The sequence below is a fragment of the Microbacterium sp. T3-8 genome (genome assembly GCF_055398145.1).
Map to the genome: position 1 here is coordinate 2,940,766 of NZ_AP027918.1, position 22,382 is coordinate 2,963,147.

24 protein-coding genes are annotated in these 22,382 nt (G+C 71.0%); 8 read left to right on the forward strand and 16 right to left on the reverse strand.

The window, feature by feature from the left end:
• Positions 1-51 precede the first annotated feature (51 nt).
• Positions 52-1,176 (reverse strand): DUF6226 family protein, encoded by a 1,125-nt coding sequence (locus tag ACZ5Y9_RS14095; protein WP_464471603.1) that lies wholly within the window; start codon positions 1,174-1,176, stop codon positions 52-54.
• A gap of 67 nt (positions 1,177-1,243) precedes the next feature.
• Positions 1,244-2,716, reverse strand: a complete 1,473-nt coding sequence (locus ACZ5Y9_RS14100) for an XRE family transcriptional regulator (protein WP_247625141.1) — start codon at positions 2,714-2,716, stop codon at positions 1,244-1,246.
• Positions 2,717-2,850: 134 nt separating this feature from the next.
• On the opposite strand from ACZ5Y9_RS14100, the gene aceA reads away from it, so the two are divergent.
• From aceA to ACZ5Y9_RS14120, 4 genes are all read left to right on the forward strand, one after another.
• Positions 2,851-4,179: an isocitrate lyase gene (aceA, locus tag ACZ5Y9_RS14105; protein WP_404598220.1), complete on the forward strand. Its 1,329-nt coding sequence runs from the start codon at positions 2,851-2,853 to the stop codon at positions 4,177-4,179.
• A 61-nt stretch (positions 4,180-4,240) separates the two neighbouring features.
• Positions 4,241-5,866 (forward strand): malate synthase A, encoded by a 1,626-nt coding sequence (aceB, locus tag ACZ5Y9_RS14110; RefSeq protein ID WP_247625143.1) that lies wholly within the window; start codon positions 4,241-4,243, stop codon positions 5,864-5,866.
• 76 nt (positions 5,867-5,942) lie between these two features.
• Positions 5,943-6,374, forward strand: coding sequence for a hypothetical protein (locus ACZ5Y9_RS14115; protein ID WP_247625144.1), 432 nt, complete (start codon positions 5,943-5,945; stop codon positions 6,372-6,374).
• Between the two features lie 232 nt (positions 6,375-6,606).
• Positions 6,607-6,834, forward strand: a complete 228-nt coding sequence (locus ACZ5Y9_RS14120; protein ID WP_247625145.1) for a hypothetical protein — start codon at positions 6,607-6,609, stop codon at positions 6,832-6,834.
• Between the two features lie 9 nt (positions 6,835-6,843).
• Here the strand turns inward: ACZ5Y9_RS14120 and ACZ5Y9_RS14125 are convergent, their stop codons facing one another.
• Entirely contained in the window at positions 6,844-7,362 is a 519-nt protein-coding gene (locus tag ACZ5Y9_RS14125) for an Lrp/AsnC family transcriptional regulator (RefSeq protein WP_247625146.1), read from the reverse strand.
• Between the two features lie 107 nt (positions 7,363-7,469).
• On the opposite strand from ACZ5Y9_RS14125, the gene ald reads away from it, so the two are divergent.
• The 4 genes from ald (at position 7,470) to ACZ5Y9_RS14145 (ending at position 10,249) form a co-directional block, all read left to right on the forward strand.
• Positions 7,470-8,555 carry an alanine dehydrogenase gene (gene ald, locus ACZ5Y9_RS14130; RefSeq protein WP_464471604.1) on the forward strand — a complete coding sequence of 362 codons (1,086 nt, stop codon included), beginning with the start codon at positions 7,470-7,472 and terminating at the stop codon, positions 8,553-8,555.
• 41 nt (positions 8,556-8,596) lie between these two features.
• Entirely contained in the window at positions 8,597-8,746 is a 150-nt protein-coding gene (locus ACZ5Y9_RS14135) for a hypothetical protein (RefSeq protein WP_247625148.1), read from the forward strand.
• A 2-nt stretch (positions 8,747-8,748) separates the two neighbouring features.
• Positions 8,749-8,961, forward strand: a complete 213-nt coding sequence (locus ACZ5Y9_RS14140; RefSeq protein WP_247625149.1) for a hypothetical protein — start codon at positions 8,749-8,751, stop codon at positions 8,959-8,961.
• 85 nt (positions 8,962-9,046) lie between these two features.
• Positions 9,047-10,249, forward strand: coding sequence for a pyridoxal phosphate-dependent aminotransferase (locus ACZ5Y9_RS14145; RefSeq protein WP_247625150.1), 1,203 nt, complete (start codon positions 9,047-9,049; stop codon positions 10,247-10,249).
• Positions 10,250-10,276: 27 nt separating this feature from the next.
• On the opposite strand, the gene ACZ5Y9_RS14150 is transcribed toward ACZ5Y9_RS14145, so the two are convergent.
• From ACZ5Y9_RS14150 to ACZ5Y9_RS14210, 13 genes are read right to left on the reverse strand one after another with little or no spacing between them, the layout of a single operon-like run.
• Entirely contained in the window at positions 10,277-10,678 is a 402-nt protein-coding gene (locus ACZ5Y9_RS14150) for a VOC family protein (protein ID WP_247956738.1), read from the reverse strand.
• A complete protein-coding gene (locus tag ACZ5Y9_RS14155; protein ID WP_464471605.1) occupies positions 10,675-12,063 on the reverse strand; it encodes an AMP-binding protein in 1,389 nt (462 codons plus the stop codon). The genes ACZ5Y9_RS14150 and ACZ5Y9_RS14155 overlap by 4 nt, the downstream gene beginning before the upstream one ends.
• Entirely contained in the window at positions 12,056-12,694 is a 639-nt protein-coding gene (locus ACZ5Y9_RS14160) for a phosphohydrolase (protein WP_464471606.1), read from the reverse strand. The genes ACZ5Y9_RS14155 and ACZ5Y9_RS14160 overlap by 8 nt, the downstream gene beginning before the upstream one ends.
• The gene (locus ACZ5Y9_RS14165) at positions 12,687-14,531 is read right to left on the reverse strand and encodes a VWA domain-containing protein (protein ID WP_464471607.1); all 1,845 of its coding nucleotides are present in this window, start codon (positions 14,529-14,531) and stop codon (positions 12,687-12,689) included. Before ACZ5Y9_RS14165 ends, ACZ5Y9_RS14160 begins: the two co-directional genes overlap by 8 nt.
• On the reverse strand, positions 14,528-15,205 hold the full coding sequence (locus ACZ5Y9_RS14170; protein ID WP_464471608.1) for a potassium transporter Kef: 678 nt from the start codon (positions 15,203-15,205) through the stop codon (positions 14,528-14,530). The genes ACZ5Y9_RS14165 and ACZ5Y9_RS14170 overlap by 4 nt, the downstream gene beginning before the upstream one ends.
• Positions 15,202-16,773, reverse strand: coding sequence for an AAA family ATPase (locus tag ACZ5Y9_RS14175; protein WP_464471609.1), 1,572 nt, complete (start codon positions 16,771-16,773; stop codon positions 15,202-15,204). The genes ACZ5Y9_RS14170 and ACZ5Y9_RS14175 overlap by 4 nt, the downstream gene beginning before the upstream one ends.
• Before the next feature lie 23 nt (positions 16,774-16,796).
• Positions 16,797-17,975, reverse strand: coding sequence for an AAA family ATPase (locus ACZ5Y9_RS14180; protein ID WP_464471610.1), 1,179 nt, complete (start codon positions 17,973-17,975; stop codon positions 16,797-16,799).
• Entirely contained in the window at positions 17,972-18,577 is a 606-nt protein-coding gene (gene pnuC, locus ACZ5Y9_RS14185; protein WP_247956744.1) for a nicotinamide riboside transporter PnuC, read from the reverse strand. The genes ACZ5Y9_RS14180 and pnuC overlap by 4 nt, the downstream gene beginning before the upstream one ends.
• A gap of 7 nt (positions 18,578-18,584) precedes the next feature.
• Positions 18,585-19,715, reverse strand: coding sequence for a UDP-N-acetylmuramate dehydrogenase (locus ACZ5Y9_RS14190; RefSeq protein WP_464472746.1), 1,131 nt, complete (start codon positions 19,713-19,715; stop codon positions 18,585-18,587).
• Between the two features lie 14 nt (positions 19,716-19,729).
• Positions 19,730-20,128: a MaoC/PaaZ C-terminal domain-containing protein gene (locus tag ACZ5Y9_RS14195; RefSeq protein ID WP_464471611.1), complete on the reverse strand. Its 399-nt coding sequence runs from the start codon at positions 20,126-20,128 to the stop codon at positions 19,730-19,732.
• On the reverse strand, positions 20,128-20,574 hold the full coding sequence (locus tag ACZ5Y9_RS14200) for an FAS1-like dehydratase domain-containing protein (protein ID WP_247634102.1): 447 nt from the start codon (positions 20,572-20,574) through the stop codon (positions 20,128-20,130). The genes ACZ5Y9_RS14195 and ACZ5Y9_RS14200 overlap by 1 nt, the downstream gene beginning before the upstream one ends.
• A 50-nt stretch (positions 20,575-20,624) precedes the next feature.
• Positions 20,625-21,428 (reverse strand): sulfite exporter TauE/SafE family protein, encoded by an 804-nt coding sequence (locus ACZ5Y9_RS14205; protein WP_247625161.1) that lies wholly within the window; start codon positions 21,426-21,428, stop codon positions 20,625-20,627.
• Between the two features lie 48 nt (positions 21,429-21,476).
• On the reverse strand, positions 21,477-22,325 hold the full coding sequence (locus tag ACZ5Y9_RS14210) for an ion transporter (RefSeq protein ID WP_464471612.1): 849 nt from the start codon (positions 22,323-22,325) through the stop codon (positions 21,477-21,479).
• Between the last annotated feature and the right edge of the window lie 57 nt (positions 22,326-22,382).

Consider the following 22,382-nt stretch of genomic DNA (forward strand, 5'->3'; position numbering starts at 1 on the left):
CGGAGAGCGCGTTCCCGTCGCAGCGCGAACGCGGGTCGACCCGCGAACGCGCTACACGGGCGGCGCCGCCCGGAGCGGCCAGGCGGGCCACCAGCCGTCGTCGAGATCGCGCAGCACGGCGGCTTTCTGCTCGCGCACCTCTTCGGGCAGTTCCGGAGCCGCCCCCGAGCTGCTCGATCGCCCCTCTCCGCCGAGGGAGACCAGCTGCGTGAGCTGCCAGGCGCGGCGTCCGACGGGGAACCGCTCACGGAGTCCGCCCGCAGCGATCGCACGAAGCGTCCTCTCGAGCTCATCCGCCGCGGATTCGGCGGTCTCGTCGCACGCATCGCACGTGCAGGAGGGGATGATCGCCCGGAAGAGCGCACCGGCCTCCACCTCGACGCACGGCCCGGTCTCCGTGAGCGCGATCGGAGCACCCGTGCGCGGTTCCAGCACGATGCGGCGGGCGCCCTCGGGCCTTCCCTCCTCGCGCACCTCGGTCTCGTACCCGCTGCGGAGGTGGTCGACGAGGGCATCGACGACGAGGCGAAGCGGTTCGAAGCGCTCCGGATGCGACTCCCGCGAGTACGCGTCCTCGGGCGGAGCGCCGCCCGCCCACCGGCTCCCGTACCGGATGATGCGCCCTTCGTCATCGGCGTACTCGCGCGTCGGAAGAGTCGGACGACGGTAGTCGACCGGCGGGACGATCAGCGCCGGCTCCGGCAGGTCCCGGGTGAGGGCCTGCATCTCCTGGTCGTCGAGATCGTCCTGCTCCCAGGAGGCGAGCATCTCCCGGAAGTCGTCGAGCCGCTCGGGGTGCGCGAGAATCCCCTGCACGAGACCCGCCACCGGGATCGAGCGCGTGTTCGTGCCGATCTCGAGCTCGGGAGTCGCTCGCCACCTGGCAGCGGGATGCAGGACGGCGATCGCATTACCGAGGAACCGCGCCGCGGACTCCGCCAGGGCGGCCGAATCCGCGATGATCGGATGCTCGGCGATGAACCTCCACAGCGCCGGGAAGTCCTCCGCCAGCTCCGTCGGAACGGCTCCTTCGCGTTCGACGAGGTCCGCGAAGGATTCGAAGCCCTCGATGAACCGCACCGGCCCCGGAGCGGCGGTCAGCGGACCGAAGCTCAGGATGGCGGAGGCGGCCCCCGGCGGCGCGCCGACGGGCCCGGGAAAGACGTCGCTGTTCATCGTGTCGCTCCTCTCCTCACCCCCGGCGTCGTCATCGCGCCGGGTCCGATGAGCCTAACGAGCACCCTCACTCCGGCGCGTGCGCCTCGAGGAATTCGTACACATCGGTCGTGTCGACGCCCGGGAACGATCCGGTCGGAAGCGTTGCGAGCAGCGTGCGCGGAGTCTTCACGTTCGGCCAGGAGTTGTCGCGCCAGCGCTCCTCGAGGTCGGCCGGGGCTCGGCGGCAGCACACCTCGACCGAATGCTTCGAGACTCCGCGGTGGGGAGTGTCGCGTCCGACGAACCACTTGGTGTCGTCGAAGCGCACGCCCACGCTCACCGAGTGCAGCCCCTCGCTCGACGCCTCGACCCTGGCCGTGCACCAGTAGGTGCCGTTGCCGGTGTCGGTGTACTGGTAGTAGGGATTGAAGCGGTCGTCCTCGTCGAACACCACCCGGCTGGTCCACCTGCGGCAGCACATCTGCCCTTCGATCGCCCCGAGGCGGTCGGCGGGGAAGTTCACGTCGTCGTTCTCGTACGCCTTCGTGATCGTGCCCGACTCGTGCACCTTGAGGAAGTGCACGGGGATGCCGAGGTGCCGCGTCGCGAGGTTCGTGAAGCGGTGCGCGGCCGTCTCGTACGAGACGGAGTAGGTGTCGCGCAGATCTTCGATCGAGATCGCCCGTCGCGCCTTCGCGTCGCGGAGCGCCGGGACGACGTGCGCCTCGGGGATCAGCAGCGCACCGGTGAGGTAGTTGGTCTCGACCCGCTGGCGCAGGAACTCGGCGTAGCTGCGAGGCTCGGAGTGCCCGAGGATGCGGCTCGACAGCGCCTGGAGCACCGCGGTGCGGGCATCGCCCTTGGCCGGCACACTGCTCGACAGGTACAGGCGCCCGTGCGCGAGATCGGCGACGCTGCGGGTGGTCTGCGGCAGGTCCGGCGCGTAGTGCAGGGTGAAGCCGAGATAGGCGGCGATCTCGGATGCCGTGCGCTGGGTGAGAGGGCCGCCCGGGTGGCCGACCGCGTCGAGGATCTCGGCGGCCTTCTGCTCGAGGTCGGCGAAGTGGTTGTCCTGTCGGCGCATGAGGTGACGCAGCTCGACGTTCGCCCGCCGGGCCTCCTCCGGCGTCGCCGCCCGCTCGTCGCGGAGTCGGTCGATCTCGCCGTGCAGCGCGAGCAGGGCGGTGAGCGCCTCGGTCGGCATCGACTTCGCGATGCGGAAGGGCTCGATGCCGAGCGCCTGGAACGTCTGCCCCTTCATCGCGCGTTCGAGCGCGATCTCGATCGCACTGCGCTCGTCGAGCGGCTCGCCCTCGAGCAGAGCGTCGAGCGTCACCCCGAGGGCGCGCGCGATCGCCTGGAGCTGCGACAGCTTCGCCTCGCGCTTGCCCGTCTCGATCATCGACAGCTGACTCGGCGCACGATCGACCGCGGAGGCGAGGTCGTCGAGGGTCATCCCCCGCGCGGTGCGCAGACGGCGGATACGCCGCCCGATCGTGAGGGCGTCGGTCTCTTCTGCGGTTCCCGCCGGGGTCCCTGAGCCGGTCGAAGGGTCCATGACGGCGATTCTGTCACAGAAACAGAATTTCGACTGATCTTCACAGGGAAACCCTTCATCGAAGCATCCGTTCTTCACCCACAGTGGATCACACGCCACCCGGCACCGCCGCCGGATCGACCGAAGGAGACACCATGACGACGCACGCACCCCGCCCCGCAGGTCTGCGAGCCGGCGACCAGGTCCAGACCGCCGCCGAGCTCCAGGAGATCTGGGACACCGATCCCCGCTGGGACGGCGTCGAGCGCACCTACACCGCCGACGACGTCATCCGCATCCGAGGGTCCATCCGCGAGGAGTCGACGCTCGCCCACCGCGGCGCCGAGAACCTCTGGAACCTGCTCCACACCGAGGACTACATCCGCGCACTCGGGGCCTACACCGGCGGCCAGGCCGTGCAGCAGGTGCGCGCCGGGCTCAAGGCGATCTACCTCTCGGGCTGGCAGGTCGCCGCCGACGGCAACCTCGCGGGCCAGACCTACCCCGACCAGTCGCTGTACCCGGCGAACTCGGTGCCGGCCGTCGTGCGCCGCATCAACAACGCGCTGCTGCGTCAGGACCAGCTCGAGCACGCCGAGGCCGCGGCGGGCGAAGGAGAGATCACGCAGGACTGGCTCGCCCCGATCGTCGCCGACGCCGAGGCCGGATTCGGCGGACCGCTCAACGCCTACGAACTCGCTCAGTCGCTGATCCAGGCCGGCGCCGCCGCGATCCACTGGGAGGACCAGCTCGCCAGCGAGAAGAAGTGCGGCCACCTCGGCGGCAAGGTGCTCGTGCCCACCCAGCAGCACATCCGCACGCTGAACGCGGCGCGGCTCGCGGCCGACGTCGCGGGCGTCCCGACCGTCATCATCGCCCGGACGGATGCCCTCGCCGCCGACCTGCTCACCAGCGACGTCGACGAGCGCGACCAGGCGTTCACCACCGGCGAGCGCACGCCCGAGGGCTTCTACCGCGTGACGCCGGGCATCGACGCGGTCATCAGCCGCGGCCTGGCCTTCGCACCCTACGCCGACCTGCTCTGGGTCGAGACGGGCGAGCCCGACATCGAGCTGGCGCGCGCGTTCGCCGCGGCGGTCCACGCCGAGTTCCCGGGCAAGCTGCTCGCCTACAACTGCTCACCCAGCTTCAACTGGAAGCGCCACCTGTCGGATGCCGAGATCGCGACGTTCCAGCAGGAGCTGGCCGACCTCGGCTACAAGTTCCAGTTCATCACGCTGGCCGGCTTCCACGCCCTGAACTACTCCATGTTCGACCTCGCCCGCGGCTACGCCGATCGCGCCATGAGCGCGTACGTCGAGCTGCAGGAGGCCGAGTTCGCCGCCGAGGCCGACGGCTACACCGCCACCAAGCACCAGCGCGAGGCGGGCACCGGCTACTTCGACGTGATCTCCACGGCGCTCAACCCCGACAGCGCCACTCTCGCCCTCGCCGGCTCCACCGAGACCGCGCAGTTCCACTGACCCTCCCTCTTCACCGGGTTGCTGAGCCTGTCGAAGCACCCCCACGAGACAAGGACCCATCATGACCATCACACCCCCCACCCCGACCCTGCAGGGTCCGGCGATCGAGATCACCGGTACGCTGCACGACCGCTACGACGAGATCCTCACGCCCGCGGCGATCGCGTTCCTCACCGAACTGCACCACCGGTTCGCATCGCGTCGCCACGACCGCCTGGCCGACCGCATGCGCCGCCGCTTCGAGATCGGCAACGGGCACGACCCGCACTTCCGGGCCGACACGGCGCACATCCGCGACGACGCCTCGTGGCGCGTCGCCGGTGCCGGGCCCGGCCTCGAGGACCGTCGCGTCGAGATCACCGGACCGACGGATCCGAAGATGACGATCAACGCCCTCAACTCGGGCGCGCGCGTCTGGCTCGCCGACCAGGAGGACGCCACGAGCCCCACCTGGAAGAACGTCGTCGAGGGCCAGCTGTCGCTGCGCGATGCGATCCGCGGCGAGCTGTCGTTCACGTCCCCCGAGGGCAAGGAGTACCGCGTCACCGCCGAGCGCACGCCGACCATCGTGATGCGTCCGCGCGGCTGGCACCTGCCCGAGAAGCACATCGCCTTCATCGACCGCGCGGGGCGCCGCACCGCGGCATCCGGATCGCTGGTCGACTTCGGCCTCTACTTCCTGCACAACGCGCAGACGCTGATCGAGGCGGGGCGCGGCCCGTACTTCTACATCGCGAAGCTCGAGTCGAGCGACGAGGCGAAGCTGTGGGACGACGTGTTCTCGTTCAGCGAGGAGTACATCGGTCTCCCCCACGGCACGATCCGCGCCACGGTGCTGATCGAGACCCTGCCGGCGGCGTTCGAGATGGACGAGATCCTCTACGAGCTGCGCGACCACTGCGCGGGCCTCAACGCCGGACGCTGGGACTACATCTTCTCGATCATCAAGAACTACCGGGGTCGCGGCGCCCGCTTCGTGCTGCCCGACCGCAGCGAGGTGACGATGACGGTGCCGTTCATGCGGGCGTACACCGAGCTGCTCGTGCAGACGTGCCACAAGCGCGGAGCCTTCGCGATCGGCGGCATGAGCGCCTCGATCCCCAACCGCCGCGACCCCGAGGCCACGGCGCGCGCGATCGAGAAGGTCGCGGCCGACAAGAAGCGCGAGGCCGGCGACGGCTTCGACGGCACCTGGGTGGCGCACCCGGATCTCATCCCGACCGCGCAGGCCGAGTTCGACGCGGTGCTCGGCGATCGGCCCAACCAGGTCGACCGGCAGCGCGACGACGTGCATGTGCAGGCATCCGATCTGATCGACCTGCACATCGGCCGACCGATCACGGCGAAGGGCGTGCGCGACAACGTGTCGGTCGCGATCCGCTACCTCGAGGCCTGGTTGCGGGGACTGGGCGCGGTGGCGATCGACAACCTCATGGAGGATGCCGCGACCGCCGAGATCAGCCGCTCGCAGGTGTGGCAGTGGATCCACCAGGACCGCACCACGGAGGACGGCACGGCGATCACCGCCGAGTACGTCGAGGAGCTCATCTCCGCCGTGCTCCGCGAGGCGACCCGCAGTGCCGACGACCGGTTCGACGACGCCGCGGAGATCTTCCGCGAGGTCGCGCTGCGCGAGGAGTTCCCCACCTTCCTGACGCTGGGCGCCTACGCCCGGTATCTCGACTGACGTCCTGACCGTGAGGAAGAGCGGATGCCGCAGCTGAACCGGCCGCGGCATCCGCTCTCGGGCGTAGCCTGAAGACATGACCGAGTTCTGGGGCGACATCGCGAGCGAGTTCCTGCACCTGTACCCGAACGGCGGGCGCCTGCTCGCGGTGGCGGGGGCGGATGCCGAGCGCTCGCGCCGCGCGGCCGACGATCTCGCCGCGGCGCTGACCGCCGCAGGACAGCGCGTCGAGCGGGCGCACTCCCCTGCCGGTGACGAGGACGCGCTGCGCACCGAGGTGATCGCGCCGTTCCGCACCGAGCGCAGCGACCGCGTGCTCGTCGTCTCAGGCCCGGCCTCGCTCGTGAGCGCGAGCGCCCGCGGCCTCTGGAACTTCGCGATCTGGCAGCTCGCGGGCGACGAACAGCCGCACACCGCGGCATCCGTCATCGTCGACGTCACCGACCCGGACGCCCCGACCCGCCGCTTCGCGGACTACTGCGCCCTGCCCAGCGCCTTCGGCGCCTGAACTTCTCGACGCGCGCAGGCTCCCCGTCTCACAACCCATGCCGCTCCGCGCATACGCGCTGTGGCACGGTGGGCCGATGACGAACGACGCCTCGGATCCACGCCCCTCGATGTCGCTCGCCGCCTACCTTCGGGAGAATCCCCTTCGCTCGTTCCCGCCGAGATATTCGCGGGCACAGCGGGCGAGGAGTCGGACGGCGGAGATCCTCGGTTGGATCTCTGCGGTCGTCCCCGTGGGGGCAGCCCTGCTCTCGCTGGCGCTCTTCCCCTTCCTCGGGATCACGACGTTCCTCTTCCTGGTTCTCATCCTGGCGACATCCGTGATCTGGGGTGCGCTCGGCCTGGTCGCCCTGCTCCTGACGATCCGCGCCGGTGACCGCGGCCGCATCGTCGCGGTGATCGGCATCGTGGAAGCAGCCCTCCTCGTCGCGATCGGCATCGCCATCATCCGACCGGTGTGATGCCCCGGGTCACGTGAACGACGCGGCGACCGAGTTGCGGTGGTAGTCGAACACGATGCTCGTACGCGTCGAGGCCACGCTGCTCTGGGCCGAGAGGTGCTCGAGCACGAACTCGCGCATCTCCGAGGAGTCCGCCACCGCGATGTGCAGCAGGAAGTCGTCGTCACCGCCCAGGAAGAACACCTGGATCACCTGCGGCAACGCGCGCACACGGTCGGCGAACTCGACGATGCTCTCGCGGCGGGCGCTCGGGCGCAGGCTCACGCCGATGATGGCCTGGAGGCCGGCGCCCAGCATCCGCTCGTCCACGCTCGCGTGGAACCCCGTGATCACGCCGCGCTCGATCAGCGAGCGCAACCGCGCGTGCGCCGTCGACGGGGCGACGCCGAGCGTGCCGGCGAGCTCGGCGTTGGTCATGCGGCCGTCCTCCGCGAGCAGCGCGACGATGCGCTGGTCGACCGGGTCGAGCGCGGGAGCCCGAAGAGTGTTCGGTCGATCCGGGGTCGTAGAGGTCTCCATGCGAATCATTATTCAGGATTCGGACGATTCGCGAATGATCTTCGTGAAATCTGTTGCCCTGCCGATGTTTCTGCGATCCTGTTCTGCAACAACCGCCCCTGAGCAGTGGAGTATCGATGAAGATCGGCGTGCCGACCGAGGTCAAGAACAACGAGAACCGCGTCGCGCTCACCCCCGCGGGCGCGGACCGTCTCGTCCACGAGGGACACCGCGTGCTCGTGCAGTCCGGCGCCGGACTCGGGTCGCGCATCGATGACGACGCCTACCGCGCCGTCGGCGCCGAGATCGTCGACACCGCCGCCGAGGCCTGGGGCGCGGCCGACCTCCTCCTCAAGGTCAAGGAGCCGATCGCGCAGGAGTACGGCTTCCTGCACCCCGACCTCACCCTCTTCACGTACCTGCACCTCGCGGCCGACCGCCCGCTGACCGAGGCGCTCGTCGCCGCCGGCACCACCGCCGTCGCCTACGAGACCGTGCAGCTGCCCGACCGCAGCCTGCCGCTGCTGGTGCCGATGAGTGAGATCGCCGGCCGCCTGTCGGTGACGATGGGCTCTTACTCCCTGCTGCGCTCGAACGGTGGCCGCGGACTTCTGCTCGGCGGCATCGCGGGCACCCCGCGCGCCAAGACGGTCGTGATCGGCGGCGGCGTCGCGGGCGAGCACGCCGCAGCGAACGCCCTGGGCCTGGGCTCGCAGGTCACGGTCTTCGACATCTCGCTGCCGCGCCTGCGCGACCTCGAGCACCGTTACGGCGGCGCGCTCCAGACCCGCGCGTCGAGCCGCTACGACATCGCCGAGGAGCTCGCGACCGCCGACCTCGTGATCGGTTCGGTGCTCATCCCGGGCGCGGCCGCTCCCAAGCTCGTCACCGACGACATGGTGGCCGGCATGAAGGCCGGCTCGGTGCTCGTCGACATCGCGATCGACCAGGGCGGATGCTTCGAGGGTTCGCGACCCACGACCCACGACGACCCCACCTTCGCGGTGCACGACTCGATCTACTACTGCGTCGCCAACATGCCCGGCGCCGTTCCCGAGACCGCGACCCGCGCGCTCACGAACGCGACCCTCCCCTACGTCTCGGCGATCGCCGGGAAGGGCTGGGCGCAGGCATCCGCCGACGACGCATCGCTCGCGAAGGGCCTGAACGTGCAGGGCGGGCGCATCACCCTCGACGCGGTCGCCCGCGCGCACGGCCTCTGAGGGGTCGCGCACCCGCCCCGTGGCGGAATAGTATCCAGCGCATGGGCACAGCCAATCCCGCCGAGACGAAGCGGCAGCTCCCCCTTGGCACCCGGATGATGCTGCGACTGCTGGCGCACCTCGGAGCTGGTGCTGCTTTCGCGCTCTTCCTCACCTGGCCGCTGATTCTGCTCGCCGGTTGGAGAGCGTAGTCATGGCCGCCCCTCCCGCCGAGCGGCCCGACGATCCGCACGCCCTCGATGAGAACTCGACGGAGTCGACGCCTCTGTTGGCGAAGATGACGTTCGGCCTTCTGACGAGCGTGGCGGGTGGCGTCGCTCTCATCGCGATATTCCTCGTCACCCTCTTCGGATTCTTCGGCATCCCGTACCTCTTGCTCTACGGACTCACCGCCTGGTGGGACTGACCGTTCGCTCGGGCGGGCAAGAATCGCGGAACTTACGCCGGTCGCGGCCCGCACAACGCCCGCGCCCCCGAGTACGCTCGTAATCGTGACCGAACGCGCTCCTCTCTCCCGCAAACTGTCCGCGATCGCCGAGTCCGCGACCCTCAAGGTCGACGCGAAGGCCAAGGCGCTGAAGGCGGAGGGCAAGCCCGTCATCTCGTATGCCGCCGGCGAGCCCGACTTCGCGACGCCGCAGTTCATCGTGGATGCCGCGGCCGAGGCCCTGGCCGACCCCGCGAGCTACCGCTACACGCCCGCCGCCGGCCTCCCGGCGCTGCGCGAGGCGATCGCAGCGAAGACGCTGCGCGACTCGGGTCTCGAGGTCTCGCCGAGCCAGGTGCTCGTGACCAACGGCGGCAAGCAGTCGGTCTACCAGGCGTTCCAGACCGTGGTGAACCCCGGCGACGAGGTGCTGCTGCCGGCGCCGTACTGGACCACGTACCCCGAGGCGATCCGTCTCGCCGACGGCACGCCCGTCGAGGTGTTCGCGGGTGCCGACCAGGACTACAAGGTCACGGTCGCGCAGCTCGAGGCCGCCCGCACCCCGCGCACGACCGCGCTCGTCTTCGTGTCGCCGTCGAACCCCACCGGGTCGGTGTACACCGCCGAGGAGACGAAGGCGATCGGCGAGTGGGCCCTCGAGCACGGCATCTGGGTGATCAGCGACGAGATCTACCAGAACCTCACGTACGAGGGAACCGCGGCGGTCTCGATCGTCGAGGCGGTCCCCGAGGTCGCCGGCCAGACGATCCTCGTCAACGGCGTCGCGAAGACCTACGCCATGACGGGCTGGCGCGTGGGCTGGATGGTCGGCCCGGCCGACGCGATCAAGATCGCCGGCAACCTGCAGTCGCACCTGACGAGCAACGTCAACAACGTCGCCCAGAAGGCCGCGATCGCCGCACTCAACGGACCGCAGACCGAGGCCGAGCAGATGCGCGAAGCGTTCGACCGCCGTCGCCGGCTCATCGTCTCGGAGCTCTCGAAGATCGAGGGCGTCGTCGTGCCGAACCCCCTCGGTGCCTTCTACGTGTACCCCGATGTGCAGGGGCTCCTCGGCCGCACCTGGGGCGGCGTCACGCCGACCACGTCGCTCGAGCTCGCCGACCTCATCCTCGAGCAGGCCGAGGTCGCGGTCGTCCCGGGCGAGGCCTTCGGCCCGAGCGGCTACCTGCGCCTGTCGTACGCACTCGGCGACGACGCGCTGCTCGAAGGCATCCAGCGCCTGCAGCGCCTGTTCGCCTCCTGAGGCATCCGGGTGTCACCCGGAGGAGCCTCACTCCTCCGGGTGGTACCCGATCAACCAGCGGATGCCGTAGCGATCCACGAGCGACCCGTCGACGTCGCCCCACGGGCGGGTGGTCAAGGGCGAGATGACCCGACCTTCTGCGGCGAGCGCGTCGAACCAGCGCGTGAGGGTGTCGGCATCCGCCGTTCCCAGCAGCGAGAAGAACATCCCGCCCATCTGCACCGCGTCGTCGTCGGCCCCGGCATCCGCCCCGGCGAGCTCGACGACCCCGCGCAGCATGCCGTGCCCGATCGCGTCGGCGGGGCCGTCGTGGCGACCGAGCTCGGCGTAGTCGAAGAGCTGGAGCTCGCCACCGAAGATGCCCTGGTAGTGAGCGAAGGCCTCCGCGGCGTTGCCGGGGAAGAGGAGGTAGGGGATGAGTCCGCTCATCCCGCGAGTGTACTGCGGTAGCGTCGCGGCTTGCCCTCGCCGAGGTCGATCACCCGCGCCACCGCGGTGACCTCGACCGGCACCGCCAGCAGCGCGGCGAGCGCCGCCTCGATCGCCGCTGCGTCTCCCCCGGCGATCGCCGCGTGCACGACCCCGTCGTCGCCCTGCACGACCGACCATCCCTCGGCGCCATGCGCCTGCAGGTGCTGGGTGAGGTCGACGCTCGCGACGAGCGACCCGTCGCCCGCTCGGAAGCGGGTGTTCTCCCGCCCCTCGAGGTCGGCGATCCCCACCGCGCCGTCGGGCAGCCGCACGAGCCGCCCGTAGTCGCCGGTGCGGTAGCGCACGAGCGGCAGCAACGGGTTCTCCCCCGCGGTCACCGTGATCTCGCCGACCTCTCCGTCGGGCACCGCGATGTCGCGCCGCGGATCGAGCACCTCGACGAGGACCCGACGATCGAGCACCCGGAACGGGCCGTCGTCGGCGCGCGCGGCGATCGGCCGGGTCTCGTGCAGCCCGTAGACGTCGATCACGGGGCACCCGAACGCGTGCTCCAACCGCGCGCGCAGCGGGGCCGACAACGCCATCGCCCCCGAGAAGATCACCGAGGGATGCAGCACCCCGTCGAGCCCCGCATCGACGAGCTCGGCGAGGCTGGTCGGGTGCCCGCTGAGGATCTGCGGGTCGGCGTCGGCGAGGAACCGGCGTCGGGCGTCGGCATCCGGCCACGCCGACACGTGCAGGTTGAGCCGGGCCATCGCCCGGTGGGCGAAGCTGCTGATCACCGAGACGTAGGTGAACGCCTGGCGTTGGAAGACCAGGTTCGCGACCGCCATCCGCTCACCGTCATCGCTGACGGTCGCGCCCTGCTGCGCGGCGAGCGCGCGCAGCAGGTGGAACCCTCGTGCGACCTCCTCGACGTCGTCGGGGATCAGCAGGGCGGCACCGGTCGACCCCGAGCTCGTACCGTGCAGCATCCGTCCGAGGTCGGCGTCGAGCGGCACGTGCGCACCGAGGTCGGCGACGAGGTCGCTGCGGCGGGTGGTCGGGTAGTCGGCGAGCGCGGCATCCGCGGGCATCGCCCGATGCCTCAGCGTGCGGCGAACCGCGGCCAGATGATCGGCGAGCCATCCATCCGTCGGGAGCGGATGCCGTACCCGCTCGACCTGCGCGGCGCTCAGCCGGTCACCGGTCGCGTGCGTCCACTGCGGGGCGTCGGGATGCCGTCGCCACCGGGTGAGGCGGGCGGCCCCCGCATCGTCGAGGGTCGGCCAGCGCTCGGCATCCGTGAGCACCGCTGCCGCCCCGGGTGCGTACTCGGCGAGTGCGAGCGGATCGATGGCATCGGGGTCGTCGCGAACGCCGACCCCCGCGGCGTCACTCACTGGAGTACCGCGCCGCCGCCTCCTTGCGACGCGCCTCCTGCAGCTTGCGGGCGATCTCGGCGCGATGCCGGTGCCCCTCGTAGGCATCCGCGAGCGCCTTGTCGCGGGCGAGGGAATCGACCGCGGCGAGGAGCGACGAGGCGGTCTGCGCGTCTTCGCCCTCCGGCAGGTATCCGCGCCAGAGCAGGAACGTGCGCGCCGCCTCGATGCGCCGCTCGTCGTCGGAGATCCAGCTCAGCGGGTCGGACACGGGGGCGAGCCGCAGTGCGAGCGCATCGACCGCGAGGGCAGCAGCGCCCCCTCCCACCGGGGAGGAGAACGGGGCGACGAGCTCCTCACTCGCGACGATCCAGAGCGCGATCGCCGCTCCCCGGCGCACGCGCTCATCGCCGGCGAAGCGCACGCAGGCCGGTGCCATCCCGAGCACGTCACCCCCGAGCGCGCGCACGGAGACGCGGTCGTCGAGGAACATCTGCGGCACCGCCGAGAGCCGGGCGGCGATCGCGTCGAGTGCGGGGCCCGGGCGGGCGCGCGTCCACGCGTCCTGCTCCCCGCCGGACCGCTCGCTCCAGGCCGCGAGCAGCTCTTCCGTCGACGCCTGCTCGTTCTCCGCCCGCTCCGTCTCATCCATGTAGTCGCTCCGCGAGGGCGGCACAGGCCGCGGGGGCATCGTCCATGCTCGACAGGTACACCACGTCGTACCCGTCGCGCCGGGCGAGGTCGGAGACGCGATGGAGTCGGTCCATGAGCACGAGCGTACCCGTGGTGAGCTTCTCCCTCACCGCCCGGGCGACGCCCGCGAAGGGCTCGTTCCCGACACCGAACATCGACACGAGCCCGTCGTCGGAGAGCACGACGACATGGCGCTGCACCTCCTCGGTCGGGCGCGGCAGAGCCGCGTAGCGGGAGCCATACAGATCGAGCGGGAACGAAGTGCCGCCGCCGAAGAACACGCAGAGGGCGCCGACGATCTCGGCGGGGTCGCGGCTGGCGCGCTCCATGCCCGCGACCTGCCCGGCGGCGGAGAAACTGGTCACGCGCACGCGCCCGCCGCCGCGGAGCACCGACAGGGCGAGGATCGTGCCGGCCAGCACGGCCGGAGACCCGGCGCGGGGGTTGCGCATCGACCCGGACGAGTCGATGTAGAGGTCGATCTCGATGCTCGTCTCGCGCACGACCGGGTCGTCGTCCAGTTCCGAGCGGCGCCGCGTGGTCACCCCGGGGATGACCCGACCGCCGCGCAGGGTGGCAGCCCAGTCGATGTCGCCGATCGCGTCTCCGGTCTCCCACAGTTCGAGCGGCCCGGGGAGCCCTCCGGCGGGCTGCGCCGGCGCGCGCCGCGTGTAGGGGCGCACCCGACTCGCCGCCTCGGTGCGGTACCAGGCCGCGAGCACCTCGGCCTGATCGAGGTCGGAGTAGAGCCCCAGCGTGCGGGCGACGTCGAGGCGCTGTCCGGGCTGCGACGACGCGTCGTCGTCAGGCTCCACCGCCTCCGCCACCCCCGGATGCGCCGGGAGATCGCCGCGCAGACGCTGATCCGCGAGGATGCGGCCGAGTTCTTCGGCGCTCGGCCCCTTCTCGTCGGCCGCGCAGCCGACCCCGCCGACGGTGGGCACCTCGCGTGCGGCATCCTGCCGTTCGGCGATGTAAGGCGCCGCGATCACCCCGAACCGCACCGCACCCGACACCGGGTCGGCGCCGAACGTGCGCACCGCATCGGCGACCAGCGCGGCATCGACGACGGGATTCGTCGTGCGCGCGCCGGCGAGCTCGGCGGCGATGCGCGCGCTCTCGGCCTTGCGCTCGCGCAGGATGCGCTCCTTCTCGCGGTGCCTCTCGGCGATCGTGTCGAGCGGCGGCAGCTGTTCGTGCGCGACGGCGGGCGGCGGAGCGGGCGGGGCGTCGATCGCGCAGAGCGTGCCGGCCGGCAGCCGCCACAGGATCTCGTAGGCGCGGCAGTACACCCACCACAGCCGATCGGCGCTGTCCGCGGGTGCGGGGTACAGCACACGACCGAGACGGATGATCCCCGGCTCGCCCGCGGCATCCGCCTCGGCCCGCTGCAACTGCGCGAGCCGGGTGTTGACGAGCAGATCGTTCCACAGGTTGGCGAGCAGGCCGATATCGGATGCCGCGGGTGCGCGCGACGAGACCGCGGCGAGCGCGCGTGCCATCTGATGCCGCACCTTCAGCCCGTCGATCCGGGTGCTCGGGGCGAGCACGTGGTGTCCGACCTCGTGCGCCAGCATGCTCCAGAGCTCGTCGGCGAGGCCGCAGCCGGCGAGGTAGTCGGGGTCGATCGAGACGGACGGTGGGAAGGTGAACCAGGCGGGCGCCCCGGCTTTCGCGTGCGCACCGGGCAGCACGATCGGGTCGTTCAGTCGTACACCCCACAGCGCGAGCGCGCGCTCCCAGGCCGCGCGCACGGTCTCGTCGACCGCTGCGCGGGGAACCTTGCCCGTCCTCACGCGGCGTCTCGCACGTGCACCCAGGCGAGGTGGGTGTCGGGCCCGATGACGACGCTCACGCCGTCGGTTGCGGGGGTGGAGGCCGCAGCTTCGGGCTCGACGGACACCGAGAGCCGCGCGCCCCATACGTCGGCGTCGAGACGCCACCACTCCCCCGCGACGAGGATCGCGAACGCTCCGGCATCCGCGAGGCGCACGACCCGGTCCGGCGGACGGATCCACGCGCCGCCGACGCCGCGGAACCCGCCGGTCGCGAGCACGTATCCGCGCTCGTCCGCACGCCCGGGCCACCAGAACCGGTCGGTGCGCTGCCGGCGCAGGAACGCTTCGAGGAGCTCGATGCCGATCCCGAGGGTCGCGGCGGCCGCCCGCCGCTCGTCCGCCGGCTCGATGCGTTCGAGCCGGGTCAGGGCGTCGTCGCGCAGAGCCAGGGCGCCGGACCGCCACGCCGCGATCGCGACGAGGTCGAGAGCGCGCTCGCGATCAGCCGCGGCATCCGCATCCTCCGCGAGCCCCGCGGCGAGCGCTCGGACGAACAGCCCCACCTCGCCGTGCGCGCGGCGCACGCCCTCGATCGCGGCGGCGATGTCGAGTCCCCCGGCCGTCAGGTCGGGCGGCGAGGCGGGCGGGAAGGAGTCCCGCGCATTCGCGAGCTGCAGCGGGCGGCGGATCACCCGCGGGTCTCCTGCCAGCGGGCGAACGCGGTGTAGCGCTGATGCAGGTACTTGAGCGCGATCACGTCGTCGAAGTCGCGGCCATAGAGCTTGCCGACGCCGGCGATGCGGCGAAGCTGCGCCTCGATCGCGGTGATCCGGCGTGAGACGTCGAGGGCCGACACACCGTCGAGTCCTCGGTCGAGTTCGCCTAGGAGGGCAGCCACCGGGTCGTCGGCATCGCGGCCGAGCATGTCGTACTGGCGGCACGACTGCACGAACAGGTCGTTCAGCCAGCTCACGGTGTCGGTGGCGAGTTCGCGCTCGGCACCCACGTCGAAGCGCGGGTGAGTGTCGTTGGGCAGCAGTTTTCCCCGCAGGACGAAGGGCAGGATCGCGGCGATGTCGGCGAGCTCGACGGCATCCGCCCCTCGGAACCAGGCCATCGCCTTCGCGTACAGGATGAGGGTCTGCAGCGCGCGCACCGAGAGGCCGTTGCGCGTCTGGGCGCCGAGGTCGACCTCGAGGTCGGCGCCGCTGTTCGCTTCGATGACCTCTCCGACGCTGCCGCCCGCGGTCGTCACGACGTCTTTCGTGCGGTACTCGAAACGGCGTCCGCCGTGCTGCACGAATTCGAAGTGGCTGAGGAAGAACCGCAGGCGGTGGCGCACGCCGTCGGGGATCGGCACGGCGCGGATCAGGGCGCGCATCCGCTCCTGTTCGGCCGCATCGAAGCGCAGTTCCGTCGGCACGTGCTCCTCGGGCTTCTCCCCCGCCTCGACCCGCGTGATGAGCTCGTCGAGGAAGCGGCTGTTGAAGCCGGCGGCCTGCACCGTGACGTCCATGCGATCGCGAAGAGCCTGGATCACCGGAAACGTGCCGCCGCCGGCATCGTCGTTCGCGGTGAAGAACCAGCTCTCGACGCCGCCGTGCGGTGCGGTGCGTCGCATCTGGTCGTGGCTCTCGACGTACCCCTCGGCGACCATCGTCAGCAGCGCCGACTGCGTCTTGGTGGGGATGCGGTTGTACTCGTCGATGATCTTCACCGGGAGGCCGAGCCAGTCGCGCCACGCGATGCGGATGTCGCTGAGCTTCTCGGCCTCGACGAGGTCGCGCGGCAGCGGGATGCCCACGAGGTCGCTCACCGTGAGCTGCGGCTGCCCCTGCTGCACGGCCCGGCGCACGTCGTCGGCCCCGGTGCCGGCGAGCACGCCCATGAGCACGGCGACCGTCGTCTTGCCGCGCCCCGGCCCGCCGATCAGGAGGCACTTGCCGCCGACCGCGAACGTGAGCAGTGGCAGCAGCACGTTCGACGAGAAGGATGCCTGAGTGGGCAACGAGACCTTGGCATCGGCGTCGCCGAGCGCGATCGAGAGCGGGTCGCCGTGCGAGAACTCGATGTCGTAGTACGGGGAGATGACGGCCCGATTGACCATCCAGTAGTAGGCCTGGCGCAGCTTCTCGTCGAGGGGCACCGCGGTCGCCGCCACCGCCGGGCGGAAGAGATCCTCGGCGGTCATCTGCCCGACGCCGTGATCGGCTCCCGGGTTGGTGGGCGATGCGGACACGCGGCTCCAGCGATCGGACATGCGATCATCCTACGGGCGGCGGCTCAGGGCCTCCCGTCGCCCTCTCCGGTCCGACCGCCCGCCCCGTGCGCGGCCGCGCGGTTCGTTGCCGACTCGTGCGCAGCCGCGCCGTACGCAGCCGACCCGTGCGCGGCCGCGCGCTGCAGGGCGCGCTGCTCGTCCATCGGGCGCGCCTCGAGCGGGATCGCGAAGCTGAGGTGCGCGGCCAGCAGCGGTTCGAGAGCGGATGCCGCGGCCTGCACGCGCGCCGGCACGTCGCCGCGCACCTCGAGCCAGGGCACCGGCTGCGCGGCGAGGACATCGCGGAAGCGCTGCTGCATGTCGTGGCGGATGTGCTCGCCGTCGCGCATGCCGTCCTGTTCGAACGGGATCTCGTCGCCCGTGAGCACGTAGAGGAGGGGGCGGTGGCCGTCGGCGGCGCGGTGCAGGCGCTCGGCGACCGTGCCGACGTAGCGCTCGTGCCAGAGCGCGGTCGCGAGCACATCGGTGTCGCACACCAGCACCGGGCGCGGCACACGGCGCAGCGCCCGCTCCTCGAGGGCGATCTGCCGGTCGACGATGAGGTCGAACTCGTCGCTGCGCCAGGGCGCCTCCAGCCCGCCCTCGCGCACCTCGGAGTGCTCCCGCCCGTACTCGGGAACCCACAGCGTGCCGAGGTGCGCGGCCAGCGCCTCGGCGAGCGTCGTCGACCCGGTCGACTCGGCGCCGAGAACGACGACCCGGGGAGTGAGCGACGCCCGCACGGCCGGCGCGAGCTCGTGCCAGAGCGCCGCGGGGTCGGTGCGGATCGCCGTGCCCGACACCGGGTTGATCCGTCGGCCCTCGTCGATGCGCACCCAGTGCGCACCGAGGCGCTGCGCGAGTTCTCCGCCGTACGCGTCGCACGAGTAGACGGTGTCGACGGGGCCGTCGAGCAGCGACTCGATCACGGCGAGGTGCTCGCGCCACGCGGCATCCGATCCGAAGTCCACCGGGGCGTCGTCCATCGCCGCCACGACCCGCGCGCCGGGGTGCGATTCACGGATCCAGTCGGCGCGCGTCTCGAGCGGGATCGATTCGACGGATGCTCCGAGCACCTGCACGGTGACGCGCTCGCTGCGCCGTTCGGCCTCGCGGATGAGGTGCGAATGCCCGCTGTGGAACGGATAGAACTTGCCGATCACGAGCCCGTGACCCTCACGGCGCGGTGCGGCGGCCGTCACGCGGGCGCCTCGACGCGTTCGCGCTCCCGCTCGTCGGCCGCCACTCGGCGCCACGAGGTGAAGCCGAACACGCACAGGCCGATGAAGAGCAGGTACAGCGCGGCGATGACCCACAGCCCGGTGACGATCGAGATGCCGATGATCACGACGTCGACGCCGATCCAGACGAACCAGTTCTGGATCCACTTGCGGTTGAGCATGTACTGCGCGACGAGGCTCGCCGAGGTGGTGAGCGCATCCGCGACCGCGACCTCCGAGTCGGTGAACGACGTGAGCACCCACACCAGCACAGCGGCACCGGCGATCCCGGCGAGCACCAGCCACGGCACCGCCCGGCGCGGAGTGCTCGCGATGTAGGTGCGACTCTGTTCCTCACCCCGCGTCCACCGCCACCAGCCGTGCACGCCCATCACGAGGTAGACCGCCTGCAGGCCGGCGGCGGCGTAGACACCCGCGCCGAGGAAGACGACGAAGAGAACGACGTTGTTGGCGATGCCGATCGGATACGTCCACACGTTGCGGAGCCCCGCCAGGAGCACGCAGACCGCGCCGGTCACGAAACCGAGCACCTGCTGCCACTCGGCGATCAGCCAGTCGAGCACGACGGGCCTAGAGCTCGACGCCGACGAGAACCGGCTCGGGCTGCAGCACGAGCCCGAACTCGCTGTGCACCCGGCTCTGGATGAAGCGCGCGAGCTCGGCGACCTCCGCGGCGGTCGCGCCGCCCCGGTTCGTGAGGGCGAGCGCGTGCTTGGTCGACACCGAGGCGCGCGAACGCGGCAGCTTGAACCCCTTGCGGATACCGGCCTGCTCGATGAGCCACGCGGCGCTGACCTTGACGTCGGCCGCTTCACGCGCCGGTGCCGGGATCAGACCTCCGTAGGACGCGAGCGGGATGACGGTGACGGTGTCGAGATCCGGTGAGACCGGCCAGCGCGGACACTCCGGCGGGAGGGCGCGGGCGACGGACTCCGTGACGATCGCGTTCTGGAAGAACGACCCGACGCCGTGCGTGTCGGGATCGACCCGGTCCCACAGCATCCCCTTCGAGGCGCGCGTGGCGAGGATGCGCTCGCGCACCCACGACAACGGCACGGGGGCGTCGTCGCCGAGGGTCAGCGCCCGGCGCAGCTGCTCACCGCGCACGATGCGCTCCCGCGCGACCAGCAGATCGACCGTGATCGACAGGATCACGGCCCGCCGCTCGGGCTCGCTGCCGTAGTGGTGCTTGAGCACCGAGGTGCGGAACCCGAGGCCCAGCTCGGAGGCGGGGACCGTCGAGATCTCGCTGGTCGCGGCGTCGATCAGCTCGACCTCGACCAGGGTCTCCTGGATCTCCTGCCCGTACGCCCCGATGTTCTGCACGGGAGCGGCCCCGACGGTGCCGGGGATGCCACTCATCGCCTCGAGCCCGGCGTAGCCGTGTTCGACCGCGTACGCGACGAGTTCGTCCCACCCGTGGCCCGCCTGGGCGCGCAGCCGGATGCGGCCCTCGTGGGGCGAGGGCAGCTCGTCGATGCCGCGGGTGAGCACCCGGATGACGGTGCCCTCGAACTGCTCGTCGCCGACGAAGAGGTTCGAGCCTCCGCCGAGCACGAACCACTCGTCGCCGCGCGACCACGTCTCGCGGAGCGCGCTGACGAGCCCCTCGGCGGTCGTGGCGTCGAGCATCCGCTCGGGCGCACCGCCCGTGGCGATGGTGGTGAGCGCGGAAAGCGGGATCGGCGTGATCTCGTGCACCTCGGCGTCGCCCATCAGACCGCGATGCGCAGCTGCGCCTTGACGAGCACGGTGGCCTCGCCGAAGGTGACCTTGAGGTCGACGCGCGCGGACGCCTCGTCGACGGCGCCGATCGTGGCCAGCACGTGCACGTCGGCACCGTGCTCGGGGCCGACGACGACGGGCTTGGTGAAGCGCACCCCGTAGTCGAGGATGCGGGTCTGCGGGTCGAGGGCCGCGACGACCACCGACGAGGCGATCCCCATCGTGAGCATGCCGTGCGCGAGCACGCCGGGCAGCCCGACGGAGGCGGCGACGTCGTCGCGGTAGTGGATGGGGTTGAAGTCGCCGGAGGCCCCGGCGTAACGGACGAGCGACTCGCGCGTCAGGTGCACGGTGCGCTCGGCGATCACATCTCCGATCGAGTACGCCATCACTCCCCCTCTCCGACCAGCAGCACGCTGGTCGCGGTCACGACATGGGCACCTGCGGCATCCGTGATCTCGGCCTCGCTCGTGATGAGCGCGTTGCCGGCCATCATGCGGATGCCGGTGACCCGCAGTTGCGCGCTGAGCTCGTCACCCGCGACGATCGGCCGCGTGTACGCGAAGCGCTGCTCGGCGTGGATCGTGCGCGCCAGCACGATGCCCGAGTCCTCGGCGCCCAGGAGCTGCTGGAGCGTGAGGTCCTGGATGACCATCGGGAACGTCGGGGGCGCGACCACGTCCGCGAAGCCGGCCGCGCGGGCCGCCTCGACGTCGGTGTGCTGCGGAGCATCGGCGAAGACGGCGCGGGCGAACTCGCGCACCTTCTCACGACCGACGAGGTACGGGGGCGTCGGCGGGAACTCCCGGCCGACCAGTTCTGGGTTCACTGGCACCCCTCGATCCTATCGAGGGTCGCCGACAGCCGCCCCGCCCGCCGATGCGGTCAGTCCTTCTTCTTGCGGCCCCGGATCGCCTTGAGCGCCATCTGCACCGCGATCACGACGAGATATGCCGCGAAGAGGATGTTGCCCGTGCCGGGATCGATCAGCGTCGCGAGCCAGGCGCCGAGCGCGGTCGTGGTGCAGGCGGCGACACCGATGAGCGCGGCGGCGAGCAGATCGACGTTGCGGTTGCGGAGGTTGCCGAACGTGCCGGAGACCGCGGTGGGGATCATCATGAGGAGCGACGTGCCCTTGGCGACCAGGTCGCTCGTGCCGAAGGCGAGCATGAGCACCGGAACGACGATCACACCCCCGCCCACGCCGATGAGGCCCGCGAGCACACCGGTGCCCACGCCGACGACGACGAGCGCGATGCCCGAGATCCAGGTGAGATCGAAGGGCGCATCCCGCGAGGGGATCACGAGGAAGAGGCTCACGATCACGACGAGGAGAAAACCCACGAAGCCCCAGCGCAGGGCGGTCTGCGAGATGCGCGGCAGCAGGCGGGTGCCGATCTGGGCGCCGACGACGGCGCCCGCGGCGAGGATCAGGGCGGGGACCCATGCGACGGACCCCGAGGCGGCGTACGAGATCACACCGACGGCCGCGGTGGGGACGATCGCGGCGAGCGAGGTACCGGCCGCGAGGCGCTGATCGAAGTGCAGGAACAGCACCAGCAGCGGGACGATCACCGTGCCGCCGCCGACCCCGAAGAGTCCGGAGAGGAGGCCGGCGAGCAGGCCGATCCCGATGAACGTCGTGTAGGCCCGCGGTCCGCGGAACGGTCTCGTGGCCGCGTCGTTCACGTCTCTCCTTCTCACGCGGCCCTGGACCTGGCCGCACCGTCCGCCAGCCTACTCCCGCGGGGGGCGTGCGCCGGACTCGAGGCTCTGCGTCAGCTGCGCGACCTGCGCGCGCAGCGCGCGCAGCTCGGCGAGCACCGCGGCCTCGCCGTGACCGCCGACGGTCACCTCGTGGACGGGGGCCTCGCCGTTGCGGACGCGGTCCTCGTCGAGGCCCTGCATCGCGTCGACGATCACCGCGATGAACAGGTTGAGGACCGTCAGCGCGCTGATCAGCACGAAGGGCACGAAGAACGCCGGCGCCCACGGGATCTCGGCGCTCACCGTCCGCGCGATCGCACTCCAGGAGTCGAGCGTCATGATCTGGAAGAGCGAGAAGAGCGACGCCCCCATGTCACCGAAGTACTCGGGGAAGCGCGCCCCGAACAGCATCGTCGACATCACCGCACCGACGTAGAACACGATCACCAGCAGCGCCGCGATGGAGACGATGCCGGGCACCGCGCGCACGAGCGCGTCGACGACACGACGCAGCGAAGGGATCACCGAGATCAGACGCAGCACCCGCAGCACCCGCAGCGCCCGCAACACCGCGAAGCCGTCGGCGCCCGGGATCAGGGCCACGCCGATCACCAGGAAGTCGAATACGTTCCACGCGTTGCGGAAGAACCCCAGGCGTTCGGCGTACAGCTTGAGCGCGATCTCGATCAGGAAGATGCCGAGACAGATCTTGTCGAGCACGTGCAGCAGCCCGCCGAACGACTCCGTCACCGCCGGGGAGGTCTCCAACCCGAGGATCACGGCGTTGACGAGGATGACGACGATGATGAAGGTCTGCACCGGCGACGAGAGCACGAAGCGTCCCACCGCCGCTCGCGAGTGCCAGGCGTCCGTTCGCATGACGGAATCCTTTCATGCCGTCCGCCGTACACGCGAAGAAGCCCGCCACCTCAGAGG

Excerpts from the sequence above, each read along its gene's own strand:
- ACZ5Y9_RS14195 (WP_464471611.1), bottom strand. The coding sequence starts at position 20,128 with ATGGCGTACTCGATCGGAGATGTGATCGCCGAGCGCACCGTGCACCTG.
- ACZ5Y9_RS14095 (WP_464471603.1), bottom strand. The coding sequence starts at position 1,176 with ATGAACAGCGACGTCTTTCCCGGGCCCGTCGGCGCGCCGCCGGGGGCC.
- ald (WP_464471604.1), top strand. The coding sequence starts at position 7,470 with ATGAAGATCGGCGTGCCGACCGAGGTCAAGAACAACGAGAACCGCGTC.
- ACZ5Y9_RS14125 (WP_247625146.1), bottom strand. The coding sequence starts at position 7,362 with ATGATTCGCATGGAGACCTCTACGACCCCGGATCGACCGAACACTCTT.
- ACZ5Y9_RS14140 (WP_247625149.1), top strand. The coding sequence starts at position 8,749 with ATGGCCGCCCCTCCCGCCGAGCGGCCCGACGATCCGCACGCCCTCGAT.
- ACZ5Y9_RS14100 (WP_247625141.1), bottom strand. The coding sequence starts at position 2,716 with ATGGACCCTTCGACCGGCTCAGGGACCCCGGCGGGAACCGCAGAAGAG.
- ACZ5Y9_RS14160 (WP_464471606.1), bottom strand. The coding sequence starts at position 12,694 with ATGGATGAGACGGAGCGGGCGGAGAACGAGCAGGCGTCGACGGAAGAG.
- ACZ5Y9_RS14175 (WP_464471609.1), bottom strand. The coding sequence starts at position 16,773 with ATGTCCGATCGCTGGAGCCGCGTGTCCGCATCGCCCACCAACCCGGGA.
- ACZ5Y9_RS14210 (WP_464471612.1), bottom strand. The coding sequence starts at position 22,325 with ATGCGAACGGACGCCTGGCACTCGCGAGCGGCGGTGGGACGCTTCGTG.
- ACZ5Y9_RS14115 (WP_247625144.1), top strand. The coding sequence starts at position 5,943 with ATGACCGAGTTCTGGGGCGACATCGCGAGCGAGTTCCTGCACCTGTAC.
- ACZ5Y9_RS14150 (WP_247956738.1), bottom strand. The coding sequence starts at position 10,678 with ATGAGCGGACTCATCCCCTACCTCCTCTTCCCCGGCAACGCCGCGGAG.
- ACZ5Y9_RS14135 (WP_247625148.1), top strand. The coding sequence starts at position 8,597 with ATGGGCACAGCCAATCCCGCCGAGACGAAGCGGCAGCTCCCCCTTGGC.
- aceA (WP_404598220.1), top strand. The coding sequence starts at position 2,851 with ATGACGACGCACGCACCCCGCCCCGCAGGTCTGCGAGCCGGCGACCAG.
- aceB (WP_247625143.1), top strand. The coding sequence starts at position 4,241 with ATGACCATCACACCCCCCACCCCGACCCTGCAGGGTCCGGCGATCGAG.